The sequence below is a fragment of the Streptomyces sp. NPDC101118 genome (genome assembly GCF_044759445.1).
In the GTDB taxonomy this organism is placed as follows: domain Bacteria; phylum Actinomycetota; class Actinomycetes; order Streptomycetales; family Streptomycetaceae; genus Streptomyces.
The window spans coordinates 200570-218090 of record NZ_JBIVZG010000008.1 but is presented as its reverse complement, the minus strand read 5'-3'; the positions used below and the strand labels follow the sequence as shown (position 1 = coordinate 218090).

The following is a 17521-nucleotide window of genomic DNA, read 5'->3' as shown; positions in this document are numbered from 1 at the left end:
GATACGCTTTCCGGATGGCCCTCTCCGACGTTTCCCCCGATGTCTCCCAAGCGCTCGACGTGCTCCACCGCGTCTTCGGCTACAGCTCCTTCCGCGGCGAGCAGCAGGAGATCATCGAGCAGGTCGTCGGCGGCGGTGACGCCCTGGTCCTGATGCCGACCGGCGGCGGCAAGTCCCTGTGCTACCAGATCCCGGCGCTGGTCAGAGAGGGCACCGGCATCGTGATCTCCCCGCTGATCGCGCTCATGCAGGACCAGGTGGACGCGCTCACCGCCCTCGGCGTGCGGGCCGGCTTCCTCAACTCCACCCAGGACCCGTACGAGCGGCAGGCCGTCGAGCAGGCCTTCCTCGCCGGCGAGCTGGACCTGCTGTACCTCGCGCCCGAGCGGCTCCGCACGGAGGGCACCCAGCGGCTCCTCGACCGCGGCACGGTCTCGCTCTTCGCCATCGACGAGGCACACTGCGTGGCCCAGTGGGGCCACGACTTCCGCCCGGACTACCTCGCCCTGTCGATGCTCCACGAGCGCTGGCCCAAGGTGCCGCGGATCGCCCTGACCGCGACCGCCACCGAGGCCACGCACGCCGAGATCGCGGCCCGGCTGGGTCTGGAGGACGCCCGGCACTTCGTCGCCAGCTTCGACCGGCCCAACATCCAGTACCGCATCGTCCCGAAGAACAACCCGCTGAAGCAGCTGCTGGAGCTGATCAGGACCGAGCACGCGGGCGACGCCGGAGTCGTCTACTGCCTCTCCCGCTCCTCGGTCGAGAAGACCGCGGCCTCGCTGGTGGAGCACGGCATCGACGCCGTCCCGTACCACGCCGGCATGGACTCCCGCACGCGCGCCGCGAACCAGGCCCGCTTCCTGCGGGAGGACGGCGTGGTGGTCGTCGCCACGATCGCCTTCGGCATGGGCATCGACAAGCCGGACGTCCGCTTCGTCGCCCACCTCGACCTGCCCAAGTCGGTGGAGGGCTACTACCAGGAGACCGGCCGCGCCGGCCGCGACGGCGAGCCGGCCACGGCCTGGCTGGCGTACGGCCTCCAGGACGTGGTCCAGCAGCGCAAGCTCATCGACACCTCCGAGGGCGACGACCAGCACCGCCGGTCCCTGGCCCTGCACCTGGAGGCCATGCTCGCGCTGTGCGAGACCGTCGACTGCCGGCGGGTGCGGCTGCTCGCCTACTTCGGGCAGGCGGGCGAGCCCTGCGGCAACTGCGACACCTGCCTGACCCCGGCCGAGTCCTGGGACGGCACGGTCGCCGCCCAGAAGCTGCTGTCCACGGTGTGGCGGCTGGCGCGCGAGCGGCGCCAGAAGTTCGGCGCCGGCCAGATCATCGACATCCTCCAGGGCAAGAAGACCGCCAAGGTCATCCAGTTCGACCACGACCAGCTGTCCGTGTTCGGCGTCGGCGCCGACCTCGGCACGGCGGAGTGGCGGGGCGTCGTGCGCCAGCTGCTGGCCCAGGGACTGCTGGCGGTGGAGGGCGACTACGGCACGCTCGTCCTGACCGACGCCAGCGGCGAGGTGCTCGGAGGCAGGCGGCCCGTGCCGATGCGCAAGGAGAAGGCCGTCGCCGCGGCCCGCAAGGAGTCCGGCGCCCGCTCCGGGAAGGGCGCCCGGGTGCCCGTCGACCTGCCGGCCGCCGCCGTGCCGGTCTTCGAGGCGCTGCGCGCCTGGCGGGCCGCGACCGCACGCGAGCAGGGAGTACCGGCGTACGTGGTGTTCCACGACGCCACGCTGCGGGAGATCGCCACCCTGCTGCCGGCCACGGTCGAGGAGCTCGGCGGCGTCGGCGGCGTCGGCGAGGCCAAGCTGGAGAAGTACGGCGAAGGCGTGCTCGACGCCCTGGCCGAGCACCGCGCGGGGAATCCGGAGGCCGCCGCCTCCGCCGCCGCACCCGCGTCCGGGCGCACCGCCGCACCCGCGTCCGGGCGCCCCGCCGGGCCCGGCCGGGGCGCCCGAGCCGCCGGCGCCGCTGCGGCCGCGCCCGCCGTCGAGCCCCCGGACCCGTTCGACGACGAACCGCCCTTCGACCTGGAGGAGCCGGACCCGGCCTGGGACGACTGGCAGTAGGGCGACGGCCGCCCGCGTCACCCGGGCGGCCGCCTCCCGGTCCCCGCGCGCTGCGCGCGCGCCGGGACCGGGATATCAAGGGCTCGTGGAGTTCGAGGTCAATGGCGCCCCGCACACGGCGGACGTGGACGACGACCCCGCCGCCGTCGACGTCCTGCGCGACCGGCTGGGCCTCACCGGCACCAAGCTGGTCTGCGGCGGCGGAGTCTGCGGGGCCTGCACCGTCCAGGTGGACGGCGAGCCGAGGGTGTCCTGCCTGACCCCGGCGGTCCTGCTCGCCGGACGGCGGGTGACGACCGCCGAGGGCCTGGCCGGGCATCCCGTGGCCCGCGCCTTCGCCGCCCACGACGCCCTCCAGTGCGGCTACTGCACGCCCGGCTTCGTGGTCGGGGCGGCGGCCTTCCACGACCGGTGGCGGGCCGCCCACGGCCGTACCGCGCCCGGCCGCGAGGCGATCGCCGACGCCCTCGCGGGCCATCTGTGCCGGTGCGGCGCCTACGAGCGGATCTTCAGCGCGGTCGCCGCCGCCTGCGCGGGCGAGCACGACGCCCCGCCGGACGGCTCCCGGGCCGACGGCGCCCCCGCACCCCCGCGCGCCGAGGCCCCCGAGAAGACCGACGGCTCCGCCCGGTACACCACCGACATCCGCCCCGAAGGACTGCTGGAAGGGGCCTTCGTCCGGTCGCCGCACGCCCACGCGGTCGTCCGCGCGATCGACGCGGGCGGCGTGGACCTGGTGCGGCTGGTGCCGCCCGGCGGGGTGGTCCGGTACGTCGGCCAGCCCGTCGCGGCCGTCGCCGCCGGGGACCGCGCCGCCGCCCGGGCCGCCGCACGGCGGGTCACCGTCGACTACCGCGTCCTGCCCGCCGCGCTCGACACCGGGCACGCCCGCGCCGGCACGGGCCCGCTCGTCTACCCGGACAAGGACGCCCGCAAGGGCGCGCCCAGCGCGGGGGAGACCCTCGCGCTGCCCGCCCGATGGCACGGCAACCGGCGCGGCCCGGTGAGCCTCAACAAGCGCGCAGCCACCGCCGTGCGCCGGATCGCCGAGGCACGTGCCCGCACCCCCGAGCGACTGGTCGAGGGCGTCTACACCACGGCGGCGCAGAGCCACACCCCGCTCGAACCGCACGCCTGCCTGGCCAGCTGGCACGACGGCACCCTCCGCCTGGACGTCTCCACCCAGGCGGTCGGGGCGGTCGCGGAGGCCGCGGCCCGCCACTTCGGCCTGCCGCCCGAGCGGGTCGTCGTCCGGGCCGTCCACGTCGGCGGCGGCTTCGGCGCCAAGCTCGGACTGAGCGCCGACATCGTCGCCGCGGCGGAACTGGCCCGGCTGCACGACGCCCCCGTACGCGTGGCACTCGACCGGGACGAGGAGCTCACCGACGGCGGATACCGGCCGGGCGTCCTGCTCCGGCTGGCCATGGCCGCGGACGAGGACGGGGAGCTGGCGGCCCTCGCCATCGACGCGGACAGCGACGGCGGGGTCGCGGTGGGCAGCTCCGTGGCGGCCCTGGCCCGGTTCATCTACGGCAAGGCCCCGCGCCGCCTCCGCGACTTCGACACCGTCACCCACCGCCCGCCGGGCGCCCCCTTCCGGGGTCCCGGCGGACCCCCGCTGTGCTGGGCCCTGGAACAGGCCGTGGACGAGATGGCGCACCGGCTCGGTGAGGACCCCGTCGCCCTGCGCCGCCGCTGGGACGGCAACTCCAAGCGCCACGCCCTCTACGAGCGGGCGGCCGCGCTCCCGGTCTGGTCCGGCCCCCGCGGCGGCACCGGCCGGTACCGCCGGGGCGTCGGCGTCGCGGCGGCCAACTGGATGTACTTCCTCGACCCCGGCACCGAGGTCCGGCTGACCGTCTGGGACGGCACCGTCGTCGCCCGCTGTGCCGTCCAGGACATGGGCACCGGCGCCCGCACCGTGCTGCTGCGGGCCGTGGCCGGGGGACTCGGGCTGCCGGAGGACCGGGTACGCGCCGAGATCGGCCTGAGCACCGACGTCCACGGCCCCCGCTCGGGCGGCAGCCGCACCACCCCCTCCCTGGCGCCCGCCGCGCAGGACGCGGCCGAGCGGCTGCGCGCGGCGCTGGGCGGGGACGTCGCGGGGCGCCTGGACTCCGCGCACGGCCTGACCGTCACCGGCCGGCGGCCCCGCGACCGCCGCGGCTTCGTGACGCCGTTCGCCCTGAACGGCCTGGCCGTCGGCCGCGGCTTCACCGGATCGGTGCAGGTGGCCGAGGTCGAGGTGGACACCCGGCTCGGCCGGACCCGGGTGCTGCGGGTCTGGAGCGGCATCGCCGCGGGCCGGATCCACCAGGACCGGCTGGCCCGCAGCCAGTGCGAGGGCGCCGTCGTCCAGGGCATCGGCTACGCGCTGTACGAGGAACGCCGGACCGACCCGGCCACCGGCCGGGTGCTGACCGAGAACCTGGAGGACTACCGCGTCCCCGGGATCGGCGACACCCCCGAGATCACCGTCCACTTCCACCAGGAGGGCTTCGACCACGTGCCCGGCGGCGGCGTCGGGCTCGGGGAGATCTCCGCCCTGCCCACGGCCGCGTGCCTGGCCAACGCGGTGCACGACGCCACCGGCTGGCGCCCGTACGACCTGCCCATCCGGCCCGACCGGCTCCTGGAAGGACTGCGGAGTTGACCACCGGCCCCACCCCCTCCGGCTCCGCGCCCACCGGCCGCGCCCCCACCGGCCCCACGCCCGCCGAGCCCTCCCTCACCGACCTCGCCGCCGCCGTACGGGCCCGCGGCGGGGAGTTCCGGGCCGGCGGCACCGACACCACCGCCCGGCAGCGCACCGGCCTCTCGACCGGCCCGTTCACCGACCTGGCGGCCGCCGGACACCTGCGCGGCAGCACCCCGCTGCGGGGCGGCGGGCTGCGGATCGGCGCCCTGACCACCCTGGCCGAACTCGCCGCCGACCCGCGGGTACGGGAGGGCTGGCCCGCCCTCGCGGTCACGGCCGCGGTCCCGGCCACCCCGCAGGTCCGCGCCGCCGGCACCGTGGGCGGCAACCTGCTCCAGCGCAACCGGTGCTGGTACTACCGCAACCCGCACGTCGACTGCCTCCAGAAGGGCGGCTCCGGCTGTCCGGCGCGCACCGGCGACCACCACTTCGGCGTCGTCAGCGGCGACGGCCCGTGCGTCACCCCGCACCCCTCGACCCTCGCCGTCGCCCTGCTCACGTACGACGCCGAGGCCGAGGTCCACGGCGAGTCCCCGCGCCCGGTGGCCGAGCTGTACGGGGACGGCGGGGGCCTGCACACCGCGGACCACCTGCTGCCGCCCGACCGCATCCTCACCGCCGTCCGGCTGCCCGCCCCGCTGCCCGGCGAACGTGCCGCCTGCCACCGGTCCATCAGCAGGTCGCGCGCCGAATGGCCCCTGGTGGAGGTCACCGCCCGGCTCGTGCTCGACGGCGCGACCGTGACCCGGGCGGCCGTGGCCGCCGGCGGCGTGGCGCGCGTCCCCCTGCGCCTGCCGGAGGTCGAGGCGGCGCTGACCGGCCGGGAGGCGACCCCGGCCGTCCTCGCGGAAGCGGCCGCCACCGTCCTGGGCCGCTGCCGGCCCCTGCCGCAGACCGGCTACAAGGCGACCCTGTTCCGCGACACCGTCCTGGAGGTCCTGGAACGCGCGGTGGGACTCGCGTGACCTCCGGACCCGCCGCGCCCGCAACGCGGAACGGGCCGGCCCGGCGCCACGAGGGCGCCGGGCCGGCCCGTTTCCACGGCCCTGGGTGAGGGGGAGCGTCAGTCCGTGCCGAACTCCATGGCGGCACGGTCCAGCATCTGGTCCTCCTCCGAGACCTCGCCGCGCGAGGCGATGGCCTCGGCGCCGCCCTCGGGCAGCTCCGGCATGGTGCCGATCAGCCCGGTCGCGGCGGCCTGGGAGGCGCCGATGGTCGGGCTGCCGGTGCCGATCAGGCCCAGGCCGGCGTACTGCTCCAGCTTGGCGCGCGAGTCGGCGATGTCCAGGTTCCGCATGGTGAGCTGGCCGATCCGGTCCACCGGGCCGAAGGCCGAGTCCTCGGTGCGCTCCATGGACAGCTTGTCCGGGTGGTAGCTGAAGGCCGGGCCCGTCGTGTCGAGGATCGAGTAGTCCTCGCCGCGCCGCAGCCGCAGGGTCACCTCGCCGGTGACCGCCGCGCCGACCCAGCGCTGGAGGGACTCGCGGATCATCAGCGCCTGCGGGTCCAGCCAGCGGCCCTCGTACATGAGCCGGCCGAGGCGGCGGCCCTCGTTGTGGTACTGCGCGAGGGTGTCCTCGTTGTGGATCGCGTTGACGAGGCGCTCGTACGCGGCGTGCAGCAGGGCCATGCCCGGGGCCTCGTAGATGCCGCGGCTCTTGGCCTCGATGATCCGGTTCTCGATCTGGTCGGACATGCCCAGGCCGTGGCGGCCGCCGATGGCGTTGGCCTCCATCACCAGGTCGACCGGCGTGGCGAACTCCTTGCCGTTGATCGTCACCGGCCGGCCCTGGTCGAAGCCGATGGTTACGTCCTCGGCGGCGATCTCGACCGACGGGTCCCAGAACCGCACGCCCATGATCGGGTCGACGGTCTCGATGCCGGTGTCCAGGTGCTCGAGGGTCTTCGCCTCGTGGGTGGCGCCCCAGATGTTGGCGTCGGTGGAGTAGGCCTTCTCGGTGCTGTCCCGGTAGGGCAGCCCGTGGGCCAGCAGCCACTCGGACATCTCCTTGCGGCCGCCGAGCTCGGTCACGAAGTCCGCGTCGAGCCACGGCTTGTAGATCCGCAGGTGCGGGTTGGCCAGCAGGCCGTAGCGGTAGAACCGCTCGATGTCGTTGCCCTTGAACGTCGAGCCGTCGCCCCAGATCTGTACGTCGTCCTCGAGCATCGCCCGGACCAGCAGGGTGCCGGTGACGGCGCGGCCCAGCGGCGTGGTGTTGAAGTACGCGCGGCCGCCGGAGCGGATGTGGAACGCGCCGCAGGTGAGCGCGGCAAGGCCCTCCTCGACGAGCGCGGCGCGGCAGTCGACCAGACGCGCGATCTCGGCGCCGTAGGTCTTGGCGCGGCCGGGCACCGACGCGATGTCGGGCTCGTCGTACTGGCCGATGTCGGCGGTGTAGGTGCACGGGACGGCGCCCTTGTCGCGCATCCACGCGACGGCGACCGACGTGTCGAGGCCGCCGGAGAAGGCGATGCCGACGCGCTCGCCGGCGGGGAGGGAGGTGAGGACCTTGGACATAGGAAGAGTATGCAAGGTATCGCATGAACATGCAACAGCCTCTTCGGGTGGGCTCCCTCACCGCACCCCTCCGTGCCCCTTCTGCTCGTACACGGTGACGCGCCGCCCGCCGGACACCTCCGACCGCACCGCCACGAAGGACCCGGCCAGCACCCGCCGCTTGGCCCGGTCGCGCGCGTTGGCGGGCGCGCCGGCCCCGGCGTCGTCGACCAGCACCACGCGGCGCTCCCGCAGCAGCGCACGGGTGATCGCCTCCGGGCCGGCCTCGACGCCGTGCAGCGTGCCCGACGCGGCGGGGCTCCGTACGAGAGCCACGTCGCGCAGCCCCTGGAAAGCACCCGGTGCGACCAGTGCCGTGTCCCGGCGCGCAGCCGGCACGAACACCACCCCGGCGCCGCCCGGCTCCCGCACCGAGGCCACCAGGGCGGCGGCCCCGCGCACGTCGTCCACCCGGCCCCCGGCCGTCCGCAGCCGGTGCTCGACCGGCAGCAGCGCGAAGAAGACCAGCGCCGCGACCCCCGCCGTGAAGGCACCCGGCCGCGCCCCGAACCGGGCCCCGAGCGCGGTGACGAGCATGCCGAGCGCCAGGGCGAGGCCCAGCGCCGAGAACAGCACGTACCGGTCGACGTAGAGCGGCTGCACCGTCAGCGAGACCGCCAGCAGCACCACCTGCGGCACGGCGCACAGGGGGACCGCCACGGCGGCCGCACCCACCCGCCCGCCGTGCCTGCCCGGGGGCGCACTGCCGTGCCGGGCGCCGCGCAGCAGGGCGCAGGCGCAGGCCACCAGCACGTACGCGGCCACGAGGGCGACCGCCCCGGCGCCGGCCGGACGGATCCACGCCACCTGCCCCGCCTGGCTGCGGCTGGCCCAGATCAGCGGCAGCGCGCCGAGCACCGCCGCGCCCGCCGCGGACGCCCATCCCCGCCGTACGGCGCGGGGTGCCCGGACGAGCAGCAGCGTGCAGGCGTGCGCGCACAGGAGCAGCAGCGAGAACCAGTTGAGCAACGCGCCGGCCAGGACCGCTCCGGCGTACGCGCACCAGGTGCGCGCGCGCGGCCGCCGTATCCCGGCCACCAGGAGCCAGGTGGCGAGCGCGGCGGTGGCCGTCACCAGGGCGTACGGGCGGCCCTCCTGCGCGTACCGCTGGACCTGCGGCAGCAGCGCGAGGGCGAGTCCGGCGGCCAGTCCCGTCCGGGGGCCCGCGAGCCGTGCGCCGAGGTCGGCGAGGAGCGCGGCCGCGGCGGCTGCCGCGAGGACGGAGGGCAGGCGGAGGGCGGCCAGTCCTTCGCCGAAGACGGCGAAGACGGCGTGGACGAAGGCGTAGTAGAGGCCGTGGACGAGGTCCACCTGGTCCAGCATCCGCCACAGTTCGGGCAGGCTGCGCCGGGCGACCTGCCAGGTGGCGGCCTCGTCGCGCCAGAGCGAGTCCTGCCGGGTGATGCCCCACAGGCCGAGGGCCAGGGCCAGGGCGGCGGGGAGGGCACGGACGGTGCGGAGGGAGGGGGAGGGCGAGGAGGAGGGGCGGGGCTCGTGCCCGGCGGAGCGGGCGGCGGGCGGATCCGCGGCCGGTTCTCCGGGTGGAGGCGGCGGTCCGGGACGAGCCGCGGGCGGGGGCGCAGGCGGCGGGGCGGGCTTGCCGGGCTTGCCGGGTGGGGCGGGTGGGCCGGGAGGGGACGGCGGATCGGGTGGACCCGGCGGATCGGGCCGGTGCGGGCCGGCCGGGGGCCGGTGAGGCGCGGTGGCGGGGGCCGGCAGGGTGCCGGGCGGTCCCGTGGGCGGAGGCGGCATGGCGGGCTCCGGGCGGTGCGTCAGACGGCGGCCGGCGCCAGCGGCGCACGGCTCACCCGGATCTTGGACTGGCCGTGCGGCCGCGTCTCCCAGTCGTCCATGAAGCGCGCGTGCAGCCCGTGCTTGCCGGCGAGGGCGAGCAGCGTCTCCGTGCGGTAGTAGAAGTCCTCCCGCAGCACCTGGTGTTCGGTGCCCTCCGTGCGGTCGAAGGTGAAGTCGAAGAACCCGGTGTCGGTCAGGATGCGCCCGACGTGCGCGAGGCACTCGTCGATCACCGGCAGCGGGGAGTGCGAGAACACGCTGTGGGCGTGGACGACGTCGAAGTGGCGGTCGGGCAGGAAGTCCAGCGTGAGGTCGTCGGTGATGGTCAGGTGCGGCAGCTTCGCCTGGAGCCCGCGGTCCCGCAGCGTCTGCTTGGCGGCTATGAGGATGTCCGGCGAGATGTCGATGCTGTAGTAGTGGCCGGTGTCGAGGTGGCCGATGAACCGCCAGCCGCCGCGCAGGTTCCCGCAGCCGATGTCGAGCATCCGGTGCCCGGGCCGCAGACCGTGCTCCACCAGGTAGTCGAACTGCATCCGGCCGAGCGCCAGCCACCGGTCGTGGGTCTGGCTGCCGACCGCGGCCTCGGGGTTGCGCCGGGTGTCGGAGGCCATCACGGCCCGGTAGTAGGCCACGTGGTCGGGGTGCTGGCGGCGCAGCCAGGCGTCACGGGTGGCGCGGCGCAGGTAGGGGCCGACGCGGCCGGGGTTGCGCAGCGCGTAGCCCACCTTGTGGGTCAGGGCGGCGCGGTTGTCGTTGAGCTTCTTCGGGGACTTGGCGTTTTCGGGCATGCCGAAGCGACCTCCTTGCTCGGTGCGTGACGAAGGGAAAAGGGTCAGGGGGAAGGAAGGGAGGGGCGCCCTGGCGGGCGGGGCTCAGACGCGGCGGCGGAGCAGTACGGCCGTGGCGACGAGGAGGAGCACGGCCAGGCCGCCGAGGAGGGCCGTGTCGGTCCACTGGAAGGCCCAGTAGTCGGCGGGCGGGTTGGCCTCGTAGAAGCGGGACACGTAGCCGTTCCGCGTCATGCAGTCGGTGAGCTCGGGGCCGGAGGGAAAGGCGCAGTTCATCACGTCGTCACGGCGTCCCGACGCGGTGATCAGGCCGTAGTTGCCCGTCGACCACTTGTCCTCGATGAGCGGCTTCGGGGCGGCGCCCGCGCTCACGTAGCTCTGCGGCGGGACGAACACGCGGGCCTTGTGGGCCAGTTCCAGCAGCCCGGTGACGACGACGGTGGCCACCAGGGTCAGTGCCATGCCGGACATCACCCTGCGCACCAGCAGGCCCGCGAGGGTGCCGACGGAGAGGCCGAAGAGGGCGGCGGCGACGGTACGCGGGCCGGAACCGCTGAGGGCGGCCGTGTCGTACCAGAACACCCCGTAGCTGCGGTCGGCCGCGGGCTCCCACCACCAGGAGAACAGCAGGGCCAGCAGCCCGGAGACGGCCACGCTCCCGAGGGCGGCCAGGGCGAAGCGGCCGGTGAACCACTGGGCGCGGCCGATGCCCTGGGCCAGCACCATGCGGTGGGTGCCGAGTTCGCGGTCGCGGCCGAGCAGCGGGGCGCCCCAGAACATGCCGACGAGGGTGGGCAGGGCGATGTTGAGGAAGCCCAGGATCTGGAGCGGCGCGATGTCCAGTACCAGGGGCATGCCGTCCGCGCCGCTGCAGTGCAGGGGCCCGGTCCCGCAGTGGTCGAACAGGCCGCTGTCCAGGTCGGACACCATGCCGGCGCGCGAGACCACCGCGACCGTCAGGGCCACGGCCAGCAGGGCCGCGCCGCTCAGCACCAGCACGCGCTGCTGGCGCCAGGCCAGCCAGAGGGAGCCGTTCACGCCGCGTCCTCTTCGTTCCGGTGGGTGGGGTGGGTCGGGGGGTTCACTTCGTCCGGCTCGCTCGTGGTGGGTGGTTCTTCGGGTGCGGTGCGGAGGTGTCCGATCAGCACGTCCTCCAGGCTGGGGCGCCGTACCTGCCAGTCGCCGCCGAGCCGGCCGTTCCGGCGGACCAGGGCGGTGAGCTGCCGTCCGTTGGTGCGCGCGTGCACCACCGTGTGCCCCGCCAGGGCCGGGGCGCCGTCCCGGTGCCCGGTCAGCAGGGTGTGGCCGGTGCGCAGTTCGTCGGCGTCCTCGCTGAGTGCGACGCGGCCCTCGCGGAGCAGGACGACCCAGTCGCAGGTCTGTTCCAGCTCGGACAGCACGTGGGAGGACATCACGATGGTGGTGCCGTGCTCGGCGGCCTCGGCCATCAGCGTGGCCATGATCTCGCCGCGGACCAGCGGGTCGAGGTTGGACAGCGGCTCGTCCAGCAGCAGCAGTTCGGGCCGCTTGCCGAGGGCCAGGGCGAGGGCCACCCGGGCACGCCGGCCGGGGGAGAGCTCCCCCACCCGCACGTCGGGGGCGATGTTCCCCTCGCGGACGGTCCGTTCGGCCGCCTCCCGGTCCCAGACACGGTTGAGCCGCGCGCCCATGCGCAGCGTGTCGGCCACGGTGAAGCGGGGGTAGAGCGGTTTCTCCTGGGTGAGGAGCGAGACCCGGGCGCGGGCCTCGGGCGTGCCCGGTGCCGCGCCCAGGACCCGTATCCGGCCCGTCGTCGGACGGAGCAGGCCGGCGGCCAGGTGCAGCAGGGTGCTCTTGCCGGCGCCGTTGCGGCCGACGAGGGCGGTGACGCGGCCCCGGGGGACCGTGAACGCGCAGTCCTCCAGCGCCCAGCCGCCGCGTGCCCGGTACCGGTGGCCGAGGCCCGTGGCGCTCAGGGCGGCGGGCTCGGTGGGCCCGGTCATGCGTTCTCCTCTGTGTCGTCCCGGTCTCCCGGGGGTGGTACGGGTCCGCCGGCGTCCATCTCCTCGACGGCGGCGGTGATCAGCGCGAGGACGTCGGCGCGCTCCAGGCCCGCGGCGCGGGCGCGCGCCATCCAGGCGGCGAGTTCCGCGCGGAGCGGGGAGTCCGCCGCCGTGCCCGGGCGCGCGAGCGAGCGCCGCACGAAGGTGCCGAGGCCGCGCCGGGCCTCGACCAGGCCCTCCCGCTCCAGCTCGCGGTAGGCCTTGAGCACCGTGTTGGGGTTGATCGCGGTGGCCTCGACGACCTCCCTGGCGGTGGGCAGCCTGTCGCCGACCTGGAGCGTGCCCATGCGCAGGGCCTGCTCGGTCTGCCGGACGATCTGCACGTACGCCGGGACGCCGCTCGACCGGTCGATCTGGTACTCGACCACGTCACCTTCCATGCTTTCACTAATTGAGTAGTGAAAGCATGGATCTTGGGCGGCCTCCCTGTCAAACGACCCGGCGCGCGAGGATGGGAGCCGACCCGGCAACTCCCGTCCGCCCCACCGAGGAAGCCCGAGGAACCGCAGATGAGCAGTGCGCCCGCGCCGATGTCCGAGTCCGCGCCCGTGTCCGAGCCCAAGGCCGAGCCCGAGCCCAAGGCCGAGCCCGTGTCCGAGTCCGACCACGAGTCCTTCGCCCTGCTGCCCGGCGCGGCCGCGTCGCCGGTGATCCTCCACGTCCCCCACTCCTCGCGCGCCGTACCGCCGGCCGTGCGCCGCGGCATCGTGCTGGACGACCGGGCCCTGGAGCGGGAACTGGACCACATCACCGACGCCCACACCGACCTGATCGCCGCGCGGGCCGCTGCCGCGTGCGCCGTCACGCCCTGGCGGTTCGTCAACCGGCTGTCCCGGCTGGTCGTCGACCCCGAGCGGTTCCCCGACGACCGCGAGGAGATGCGGTCCGTGGGCATGGGCGCGGTGTACACCAGGACCACCCACCGCGAGCCGCTGCGCCCCGAGGGCTTCGACGACGGGCCGCTGCTCGACCGGTACTTCCACCCGTACGCGGAGGCCATGACCCGTGCCGTGGAGGACCGGCTGGCCGCCACCGGGCGGGCGCTCGTCATCGACGTCCACTCGTACCCCGCGCAGGCCCTCCCGTACGAGCTGCACGGCGACGGCCCCCGGCCGCCGGTCTGCCTGGGCACGGACGCCTTCCACACGCCGGCCGGGCTGCTCGCCGCGGCCGGGGAGGCGTTCGCCGGCTTCGGCGGCACCGGCCTGGACAGCCCCTTCGCCGGCACGTACGTGCCGCTCCGGTACTACGGCGAGGACGACCGGGTCGGCGCCCTGATGGTCGAGATCCGCCGGGACCTCTACCAGTCGCGGCCGGGCGGGCCCGCCGGCCCCGGGGCCGACGCGCTGGCCAAGGCCCTGGCCGCGCTCGTCGACCGCCTCCACCCGTAGCGCGGCATACCCCCGTCGCCCCCGGGCAGGGGCGGGCCGACGGAACGAACACCGGCGACCCGCCCACGCGCGCGGGTCGCCCGACCGGCGTGCCGCTCCGGCGGTGTGCCGCGGAGGAGTGAACGAACGGTGACGCAGCAGACCGAGCCCGAACCCGAGGGGCCGGGACCCGTCCCCTCCGACCCCGATCCGGTGCCGCGCGACCCGCGGCCCGCGACCCCGTCGGGCCCGCCCGACGAACCCCCGCCGGGCCCCGGGCCCGCGGAGGAGCCCGTACCCGAGCCGCCGGACTAGGCGGCGTCCTCCGGGTCGGGCGGCGTCCTCCGGGTCGGGCGGCGTCCTCCGGGTCAGGCGGGGCCGCCCCGCATGGCGGAGCCGGAAGGGGGTAGCAGCGGATCTGCGAGAGGGGCCGGGGCCCGTCCGGGTGTCCGCCCGGCAGCGCCCGCCGCCCCGGAGTGGAGAACAGAAATGATCATCCTCGGTCTCATCCTGCTGGTGCTCGGCTGGGCGCTGGGCATCTCGATCCTCTGGACGATCGGCATCATCCTGCTCGTCCTCGGTGCCGTCCTGTGGATCATGGGCTCCGTGGGCCACGCCGTGGGCGGCCGGAACCACTACTGGTGACCGGGCACCGGCCCGGCGGACATGGCCCGCGCAACCCACCGGTGGCGGGGGCGGCTAGGCCCCACGGCCGCCGCCCTGCGGGCCCGCCTGCACGCGGCGGACGGTGAAGACACCGGAGCCGCGGACGGGGGGCCCGCCGAAGCGGGGGGCGCCGCCGGGGGCCCGGCCCCCGGCGGACCACCGCCCCGCACCCCGCCGGCGGAGGCCATCCCCTGGGGGCTGCGGGTGGCCGCCGAGGCGGCCTGGCGGCTCCTGGTCATCGCGGGCGGCCTTTGGGTGCTGTTCCGCGTGGTGTCGGCGCTCCGCATCGTCGTGCTCGCCTTCGCCGTCGCGCTCCTCGTCACGGCCCTGCTCCAGCCGACCGTGGCCCGCCTGCACCGGCACGGCCTGCCGCGCGGCCCCGCGACCGCGCTGACCGCGCTCTGCGGCTTCGTACTCCTCGGCCTGGCCGGCTGGTTCGTCGTCTGGCAGGTCATGGACAACGCGGACGTGCTCACCGCACGGGTCCGCGAGGGGGTGGAAGAGCTGAAGCAGTGGCTGCTGCGCAGCCCGCTGCACGTGACGGAGAAGCAGATCAACTCCGTCGCCGACAGCCTGAGTGACGGCCTGGCCTCCGGCGGGGGCATCGCCTCCCGCGGCCTGCAGGGCGTCACGGTCCTCGTGGAGGTCCTCACCGGCATCCTGCTGGCGATCTTCTCGACGCTGTTCCTGCTGTACGACGGGCCGCGCATCTGGCGCTGGAGCCTCATCGCCGTACCGGCCGCCGCCCGGCCCGCCGTGGCCGACTGCGGTCCGGCCGCCTGGGCGACGCTGACCGGCTACGTCCGCGGGACCGTGATCGTGGCGCTGGTCGACGCGGTGTTCATCGGGCTCGGCGTGTACTTCCTCGGGGTGCCGCTCGCCGTGCCGCTCGGCGTGTTCATCTTCCTCTTCTCGTTCATCCCCCTGGTGGGAGCCGTGGTCTCCGGCGCCCTCGCGGTGGTCGTCGCCCTCGTCACGGAAGGGCTGTTCGCCGCCGCGATGGTGCTGATGGTCGTGCTCCTCGTCCAGCAGATCGAGGGCCACGTCCTGCAGCCGTTCATCCTCGGCCGGGCCGTCCGGGTGCATCCGCTGGGCGTCGTACTGGCCGTCTCGGCGGGCGGCACGGTCGCGGGGATCGGCGGTGCGGTGGTGGCCGTCCCGCTGGTCGCGGTGCTGAAGACCGTGGTCGGCCAGCTCCGCCGCACGGCGGCGGCCGCGGACCCGGCCGCCGCGACCGGTCCGGGGTACGGGCCACCGCCCCCGGAGCCGTCGGAGCCCGAGCCGGCACCGTCCGGGCCGCCGGAGCCCGGGCCACCGAAGCCGGGGGATCCGGGGCACGGGGCCCCGGATCCCGAAGGCCCGGCGCCCCGGCAACCGCCCCCAGGGCCGCCGCCGGAGGCGGACCCGCCGCCGGCGGAGTCGCCTCCGTGACCCGGGCGCGGTGACCGGGGGCATTCACCCGGGGGCAGTGACCCGCATCCCGTGGCCCGTACGGAGGGGCCCGCGGCGGCAGCCCGTCACGGGCGGTGGAAGACCGCCTCGGGGGCCTCGGCGGACGGACCGCGCAGCAGCGGCTGCGGGACGCCCTTGAGATGGCGGTCCATGAAGGCGCCGACGAACGCGCGGGTCAGCTGCACCGAACGGGCGCCGGACAGCGGGGACTCGAGGTCCGGAAGGCCGAGCTGGTCGCCGATGGACGGGACGTCGGTGAAGGTGAAGTGGTCCGCGTCCTTGAAGCTGATCCAGCGCTTCCAGCCGTCGAGGCGCGGCCAGTCCCGGTCCCAGCTGGCGTCGCCGCCGGGAGCCCCGTCGGCGGCCGTGAGCAGCATGAACGGGCGCCCGCCGAGCCCCTTCTCCGGCACCGGCGTGAACAGGGTGCCGTCCATGTCGACGCCGGCGCGGATCCGCGGGTCCGCGGCCATGGCCGCGGCGGTGCCCGCCCCGCCGATCGAGTGCCCGGCCATCGCGATGCGCCCGCGGTCGATCAGGTGGGACTTCCGCCAGGCCGGGTGCCGGCCGGTGAGGCGGTCGAGGAGGAACGACACGTCGCGGGCCCGGCCGTCGCTGACGTCCCGGTAGCCGGCCGCCCCGCCCTCCGTGACCCGGGTGCACGCCAGGCACTCCAGCACCCGGCCGCCGGGGAAGGCGGTGCCGACGGTCTCGTACGCGTGGTCCACCGAGGCCACGACGTAACCCCGGGACGCCAGTTCCTCGGCCAGCGAGGTCAGCGTGGCGCGGTGCACGGTGAAGCCGGGGGACAGGACCACCAGGGGGTGCCGGCCGGGGAGGGCGCGCGCCCCCTCCCGCGCGTGGGCGGCCGTACCGGCGAGGGTCTCCGCCGGGATCACCTCGTCCAGCTCCCGCGCCGCCAGCAGCAGCCGGGCCTCCTCCACGGTGAGGTACCGCACGGGCCCGCCGGTGCCCCGTACGGCCGGGTACCGCATGGTGACCATCAGCTCGCGCGGCCCGCTGCGGGCCCACGGGTCGGTACGGGTCCGGTCGACCAGGTGCAGGGTCTCCTGGCCCACGGCGAACCGGCCGGTGGGCCGGGGGAGTTCGATCCGGGCCGTCGCCTGCGGGCCGGTGGCGGCGGCGGTTCCGGCGGCCGGCGCCGAGGCGGACACGGAGGCCGCCGTCACGGGAACGGGGGCGGCGACCGCGGAGGCGGCGATCGGCAGCGGCAGGATTAAGGCGAGGAGCGCGGCAGCGGCAGCCGCGTGGCGTCGGTTCATGACCTTGAAGCTATGCGGCGGAAACGGACGGATCATCAACTCCGGGAACTACCGCGTGTCACCCGTGCGGAGGGCTCCCGCATCCTCCTGAGGTCGCACCCCGTTCCCGCCGCCACTCCTCGGCGGCGCGGACCATGGCCCGTCCGACGTGGTCGAAGAAGTCGCCGATCTCCCCGAGGCGGGCCCCCGCGCCGCTGTCGGCACCGAGGCTCTCGGCGCCGCCGCGGGCGAACTCGGCGAGGGCGGTGTTCTGGCGGGCGCTCGCCATCCAGCCGCGGAACCACGCGTCGGCGTCGATGACGTAGCGGTCGCGGCGGGTCCGCGGGTCCCGCTCACGGCGTACCAGTTCCTGCTGTTCGAGTTCGCCGATGGCCTTGGAGACCGAGGCGGGGCTGACCTGGAGCCGCCGGACCAGCTCGGCGGCGGACAGGCTGCCGCTGTCGGTGAGGTAGAGGCTCGTCAGGACGCGGGCCGTCATGCGCGACAGCCCCGTGCCGACGAGGATCGCCGTGAACCGCTCCGCGAGGTCGTCCGCCGTACCGCCGGGCGTGGTGCCGGCCGGAGCTCCGGCCGCGGTGCCGGCGGCGGCAGGCCGCCGGCGCGCGCGTTCCTGCGTGGAGCGGTGCGCCGCTTCGGCCCGGTAGCCGTCTGGGCCGCCGTTGCGCGCCACCTCCCGCGTGACGGTGGACAACGGCCGGTCCAGGCGCAGGGCGATCTCCGTGGGGGAGAGACCTTGCGCCAGGCCGCCGGCGATCTGCCGGCGGTCCTCCAGGGTGAGCCTGCCTCCGGGCACGGGGCC

The 17521-nt window shown here is 75.6% G+C and carries 15 protein-coding genes; 7 read left to right on the top strand and 8 right to left on the bottom strand.

All coding sequences use genetic code 11. From position 1 onward, the window contains the following. Positions 1–14 precede the first annotated feature (14 nt). The 3 genes from recQ to ACIQUQ_RS16350 all read left to right on the top strand — a co-directional run bounded on the left by recQ (position 15) and on the right by ACIQUQ_RS16350 (position 5738). Positions 15–2075 carry a DNA helicase RecQ gene (gene recQ, locus ACIQUQ_RS16360; RefSeq protein ID WP_403976108.1) on the top strand — a complete coding sequence of 687 codons (2061 nt, stop codon included), beginning with the start codon at positions 15–17 and terminating at the stop codon, positions 2073–2075. A gap of 85 nt (positions 2076–2160) precedes the next feature. Further along, positions 2161–4728, top strand: coding sequence for a molybdopterin-dependent oxidoreductase (locus ACIQUQ_RS16355; protein ID WP_403976105.1), 2568 nt, complete (start codon positions 2161–2163; stop codon positions 4726–4728). Beyond that, on the top strand, positions 4725–5738 hold the full coding sequence (locus ACIQUQ_RS16350; protein WP_403976101.1) for an FAD binding domain-containing protein: 1014 nt from the start codon (positions 4725–4727) through the stop codon (positions 5736–5738). The genes ACIQUQ_RS16355 and ACIQUQ_RS16350 overlap by 4 nt, the downstream gene beginning before the upstream one ends. 98 nt (positions 5739–5836) lie before the next feature. On the opposite strand, the gene argG is transcribed toward ACIQUQ_RS16350, so the two are convergent. From argG to ACIQUQ_RS16320, 6 genes are all read right to left on the bottom strand, one after another. Further along, complete coding sequence (argG, locus tag ACIQUQ_RS16345; protein ID WP_399948005.1) at positions 5837–7291, bottom strand: argininosuccinate synthase; 1455 nt, start codon at positions 7289–7291, stop codon at positions 5837–5839. A 57-nt stretch (positions 7292–7348) separates the two neighbouring features. Then, positions 7349–9082, bottom strand: coding sequence for a glycosyltransferase family 39 protein (locus tag ACIQUQ_RS16340; protein ID WP_403976096.1), 1734 nt, complete (start codon positions 9080–9082; stop codon positions 7349–7351). A 20-nt stretch (positions 9083–9102) separates the two neighbouring features. Beyond that, complete coding sequence (locus tag ACIQUQ_RS16335) at positions 9103–9912, bottom strand: class I SAM-dependent methyltransferase (protein WP_403976093.1); 810 nt, start codon at positions 9910–9912, stop codon at positions 9103–9105. An 84-nt stretch (positions 9913–9996) separates the two neighbouring features. Beyond that, positions 9997–10950, bottom strand: coding sequence for a transporter (locus ACIQUQ_RS16330; RefSeq protein ID WP_403976090.1), 954 nt, complete (start codon positions 10948–10950; stop codon positions 9997–9999). After that, positions 10947–11894: an ATP-binding cassette domain-containing protein gene (locus ACIQUQ_RS16325; protein WP_403976087.1), complete on the bottom strand. Its 948-nt coding sequence runs from the start codon at positions 11892–11894 to the stop codon at positions 10947–10949. The genes ACIQUQ_RS16330 and ACIQUQ_RS16325 overlap by 4 nt, the downstream gene beginning before the upstream one ends. Then, a complete protein-coding gene (locus ACIQUQ_RS16320) occupies positions 11891–12334 on the bottom strand; it encodes a GntR family transcriptional regulator (protein ID WP_403976084.1) in 444 nt (147 codons plus the stop codon). Before ACIQUQ_RS16320 ends, ACIQUQ_RS16325 begins: the two co-directional genes overlap by 4 nt. Before the next feature lie 129 nt (positions 12335–12463). Here ACIQUQ_RS16320 and ACIQUQ_RS16315 point away from each other — a divergent pair, with 129 nt between their 5' ends. The 4 genes from ACIQUQ_RS16315 to ACIQUQ_RS16300 all read left to right on the top strand — a co-directional run bounded on the left by ACIQUQ_RS16315 (position 12464) and on the right by ACIQUQ_RS16300 (position 15421). Then, positions 12464–13345, top strand: coding sequence for an N-formylglutamate amidohydrolase (locus tag ACIQUQ_RS16315; protein WP_403976081.1), 882 nt, complete (start codon positions 12464–12466; stop codon positions 13343–13345). A gap of 129 nt (positions 13346–13474) precedes the next feature. Next, entirely contained in the window at positions 13475–13639 is a 165-nt protein-coding gene (locus ACIQUQ_RS16310) for a hypothetical protein (protein ID WP_403976079.1), read from the top strand. A gap of 174 nt (positions 13640–13813) precedes the next feature. Continuing rightward, positions 13814–13969 (top strand): DUF6131 family protein, encoded by a 156-nt coding sequence (locus tag ACIQUQ_RS16305; RefSeq protein ID WP_403976076.1) that lies wholly within the window; start codon positions 13814–13816, stop codon positions 13967–13969. A 21-nt stretch (positions 13970–13990) separates the two neighbouring features. Further along, the gene (locus tag ACIQUQ_RS16300) at positions 13991–15421 is read left to right on the top strand and encodes an AI-2E family transporter (RefSeq protein WP_403976073.1); all 1431 of its coding nucleotides are present in this window, start codon (positions 13991–13993) and stop codon (positions 15419–15421) included. A gap of 86 nt (positions 15422–15507) precedes the next feature. Here ACIQUQ_RS16300 and ACIQUQ_RS16295 read toward each other — a convergent pair whose 3' ends face one another. Further along, a complete protein-coding gene (locus tag ACIQUQ_RS16295; protein WP_403976071.1) occupies positions 15508–16722 on the bottom strand; it encodes an alpha/beta hydrolase family protein in 1215 nt (404 codons plus the stop codon). A 58-nt stretch (positions 16723–16780) separates the two neighbouring features. Then, positions 16781–17515: a MarR family transcriptional regulator gene (locus ACIQUQ_RS16290; protein ID WP_403976069.1), complete on the bottom strand. Its 735-nt coding sequence runs from the start codon at positions 17513–17515 to the stop codon at positions 16781–16783. Positions 17516–17521 lie beyond the last annotated feature (6 nt).

What these genes read in the sequence shown, in the direction of transcription:
- recQ (WP_403976108.1), top strand. Translation starts at nt 15, where the DNA reads ATGGCCCTCTCCGACGTTTCCCCCGATGTCTCCCAAGCGCTCGACGTG.
- argG (WP_399948005.1), bottom strand. Translation starts at nt 7,291, where the DNA reads ATGTCCAAGGTCCTCACCTCCCTCCCCGCCGGCGAGCGCGTCGGCATC.
- ACIQUQ_RS16340 (WP_403976096.1), bottom strand. Translation starts at nt 9,082, where the DNA reads ATGCCGCCTCCGCCCACGGGACCGCCCGGCACCCTGCCGGCCCCCGCC.
- ACIQUQ_RS16335 (WP_403976093.1), bottom strand. Translation starts at nt 9,912, where the DNA reads ATGCCCGAAAACGCCAAGTCCCCGAAGAAGCTCAACGACAACCGCGCC.
- ACIQUQ_RS16325 (WP_403976087.1), bottom strand. Translation starts at nt 11,894, where the DNA reads ATGACCGGGCCCACCGAGCCCGCCGCCCTGAGCGCCACGGGCCTCGGC.
- ACIQUQ_RS16320 (WP_403976084.1), bottom strand. Translation starts at nt 12,334, where the DNA reads ATGGAAGGTGACGTGGTCGAGTACCAGATCGACCGGTCGAGCGGCGTC.
- ACIQUQ_RS16315 (WP_403976081.1), top strand. Translation starts at nt 12,464, where the DNA reads ATGAGCAGTGCGCCCGCGCCGATGTCCGAGTCCGCGCCCGTGTCCGAG.
- ACIQUQ_RS16305 (WP_403976076.1), top strand. Translation starts at nt 13,814, where the DNA reads ATGATCATCCTCGGTCTCATCCTGCTGGTGCTCGGCTGGGCGCTGGGC.
- ACIQUQ_RS16300 (WP_403976073.1), top strand. Translation starts at nt 13,991, where the DNA reads ATGGCCCGCGCAACCCACCGGTGGCGGGGGCGGCTAGGCCCCACGGCC.
- ACIQUQ_RS16295 (WP_403976071.1), bottom strand. Translation starts at nt 16,722, where the DNA reads ATGAACCGACGCCACGCGGCTGCCGCTGCCGCGCTCCTCGCCTTAATC.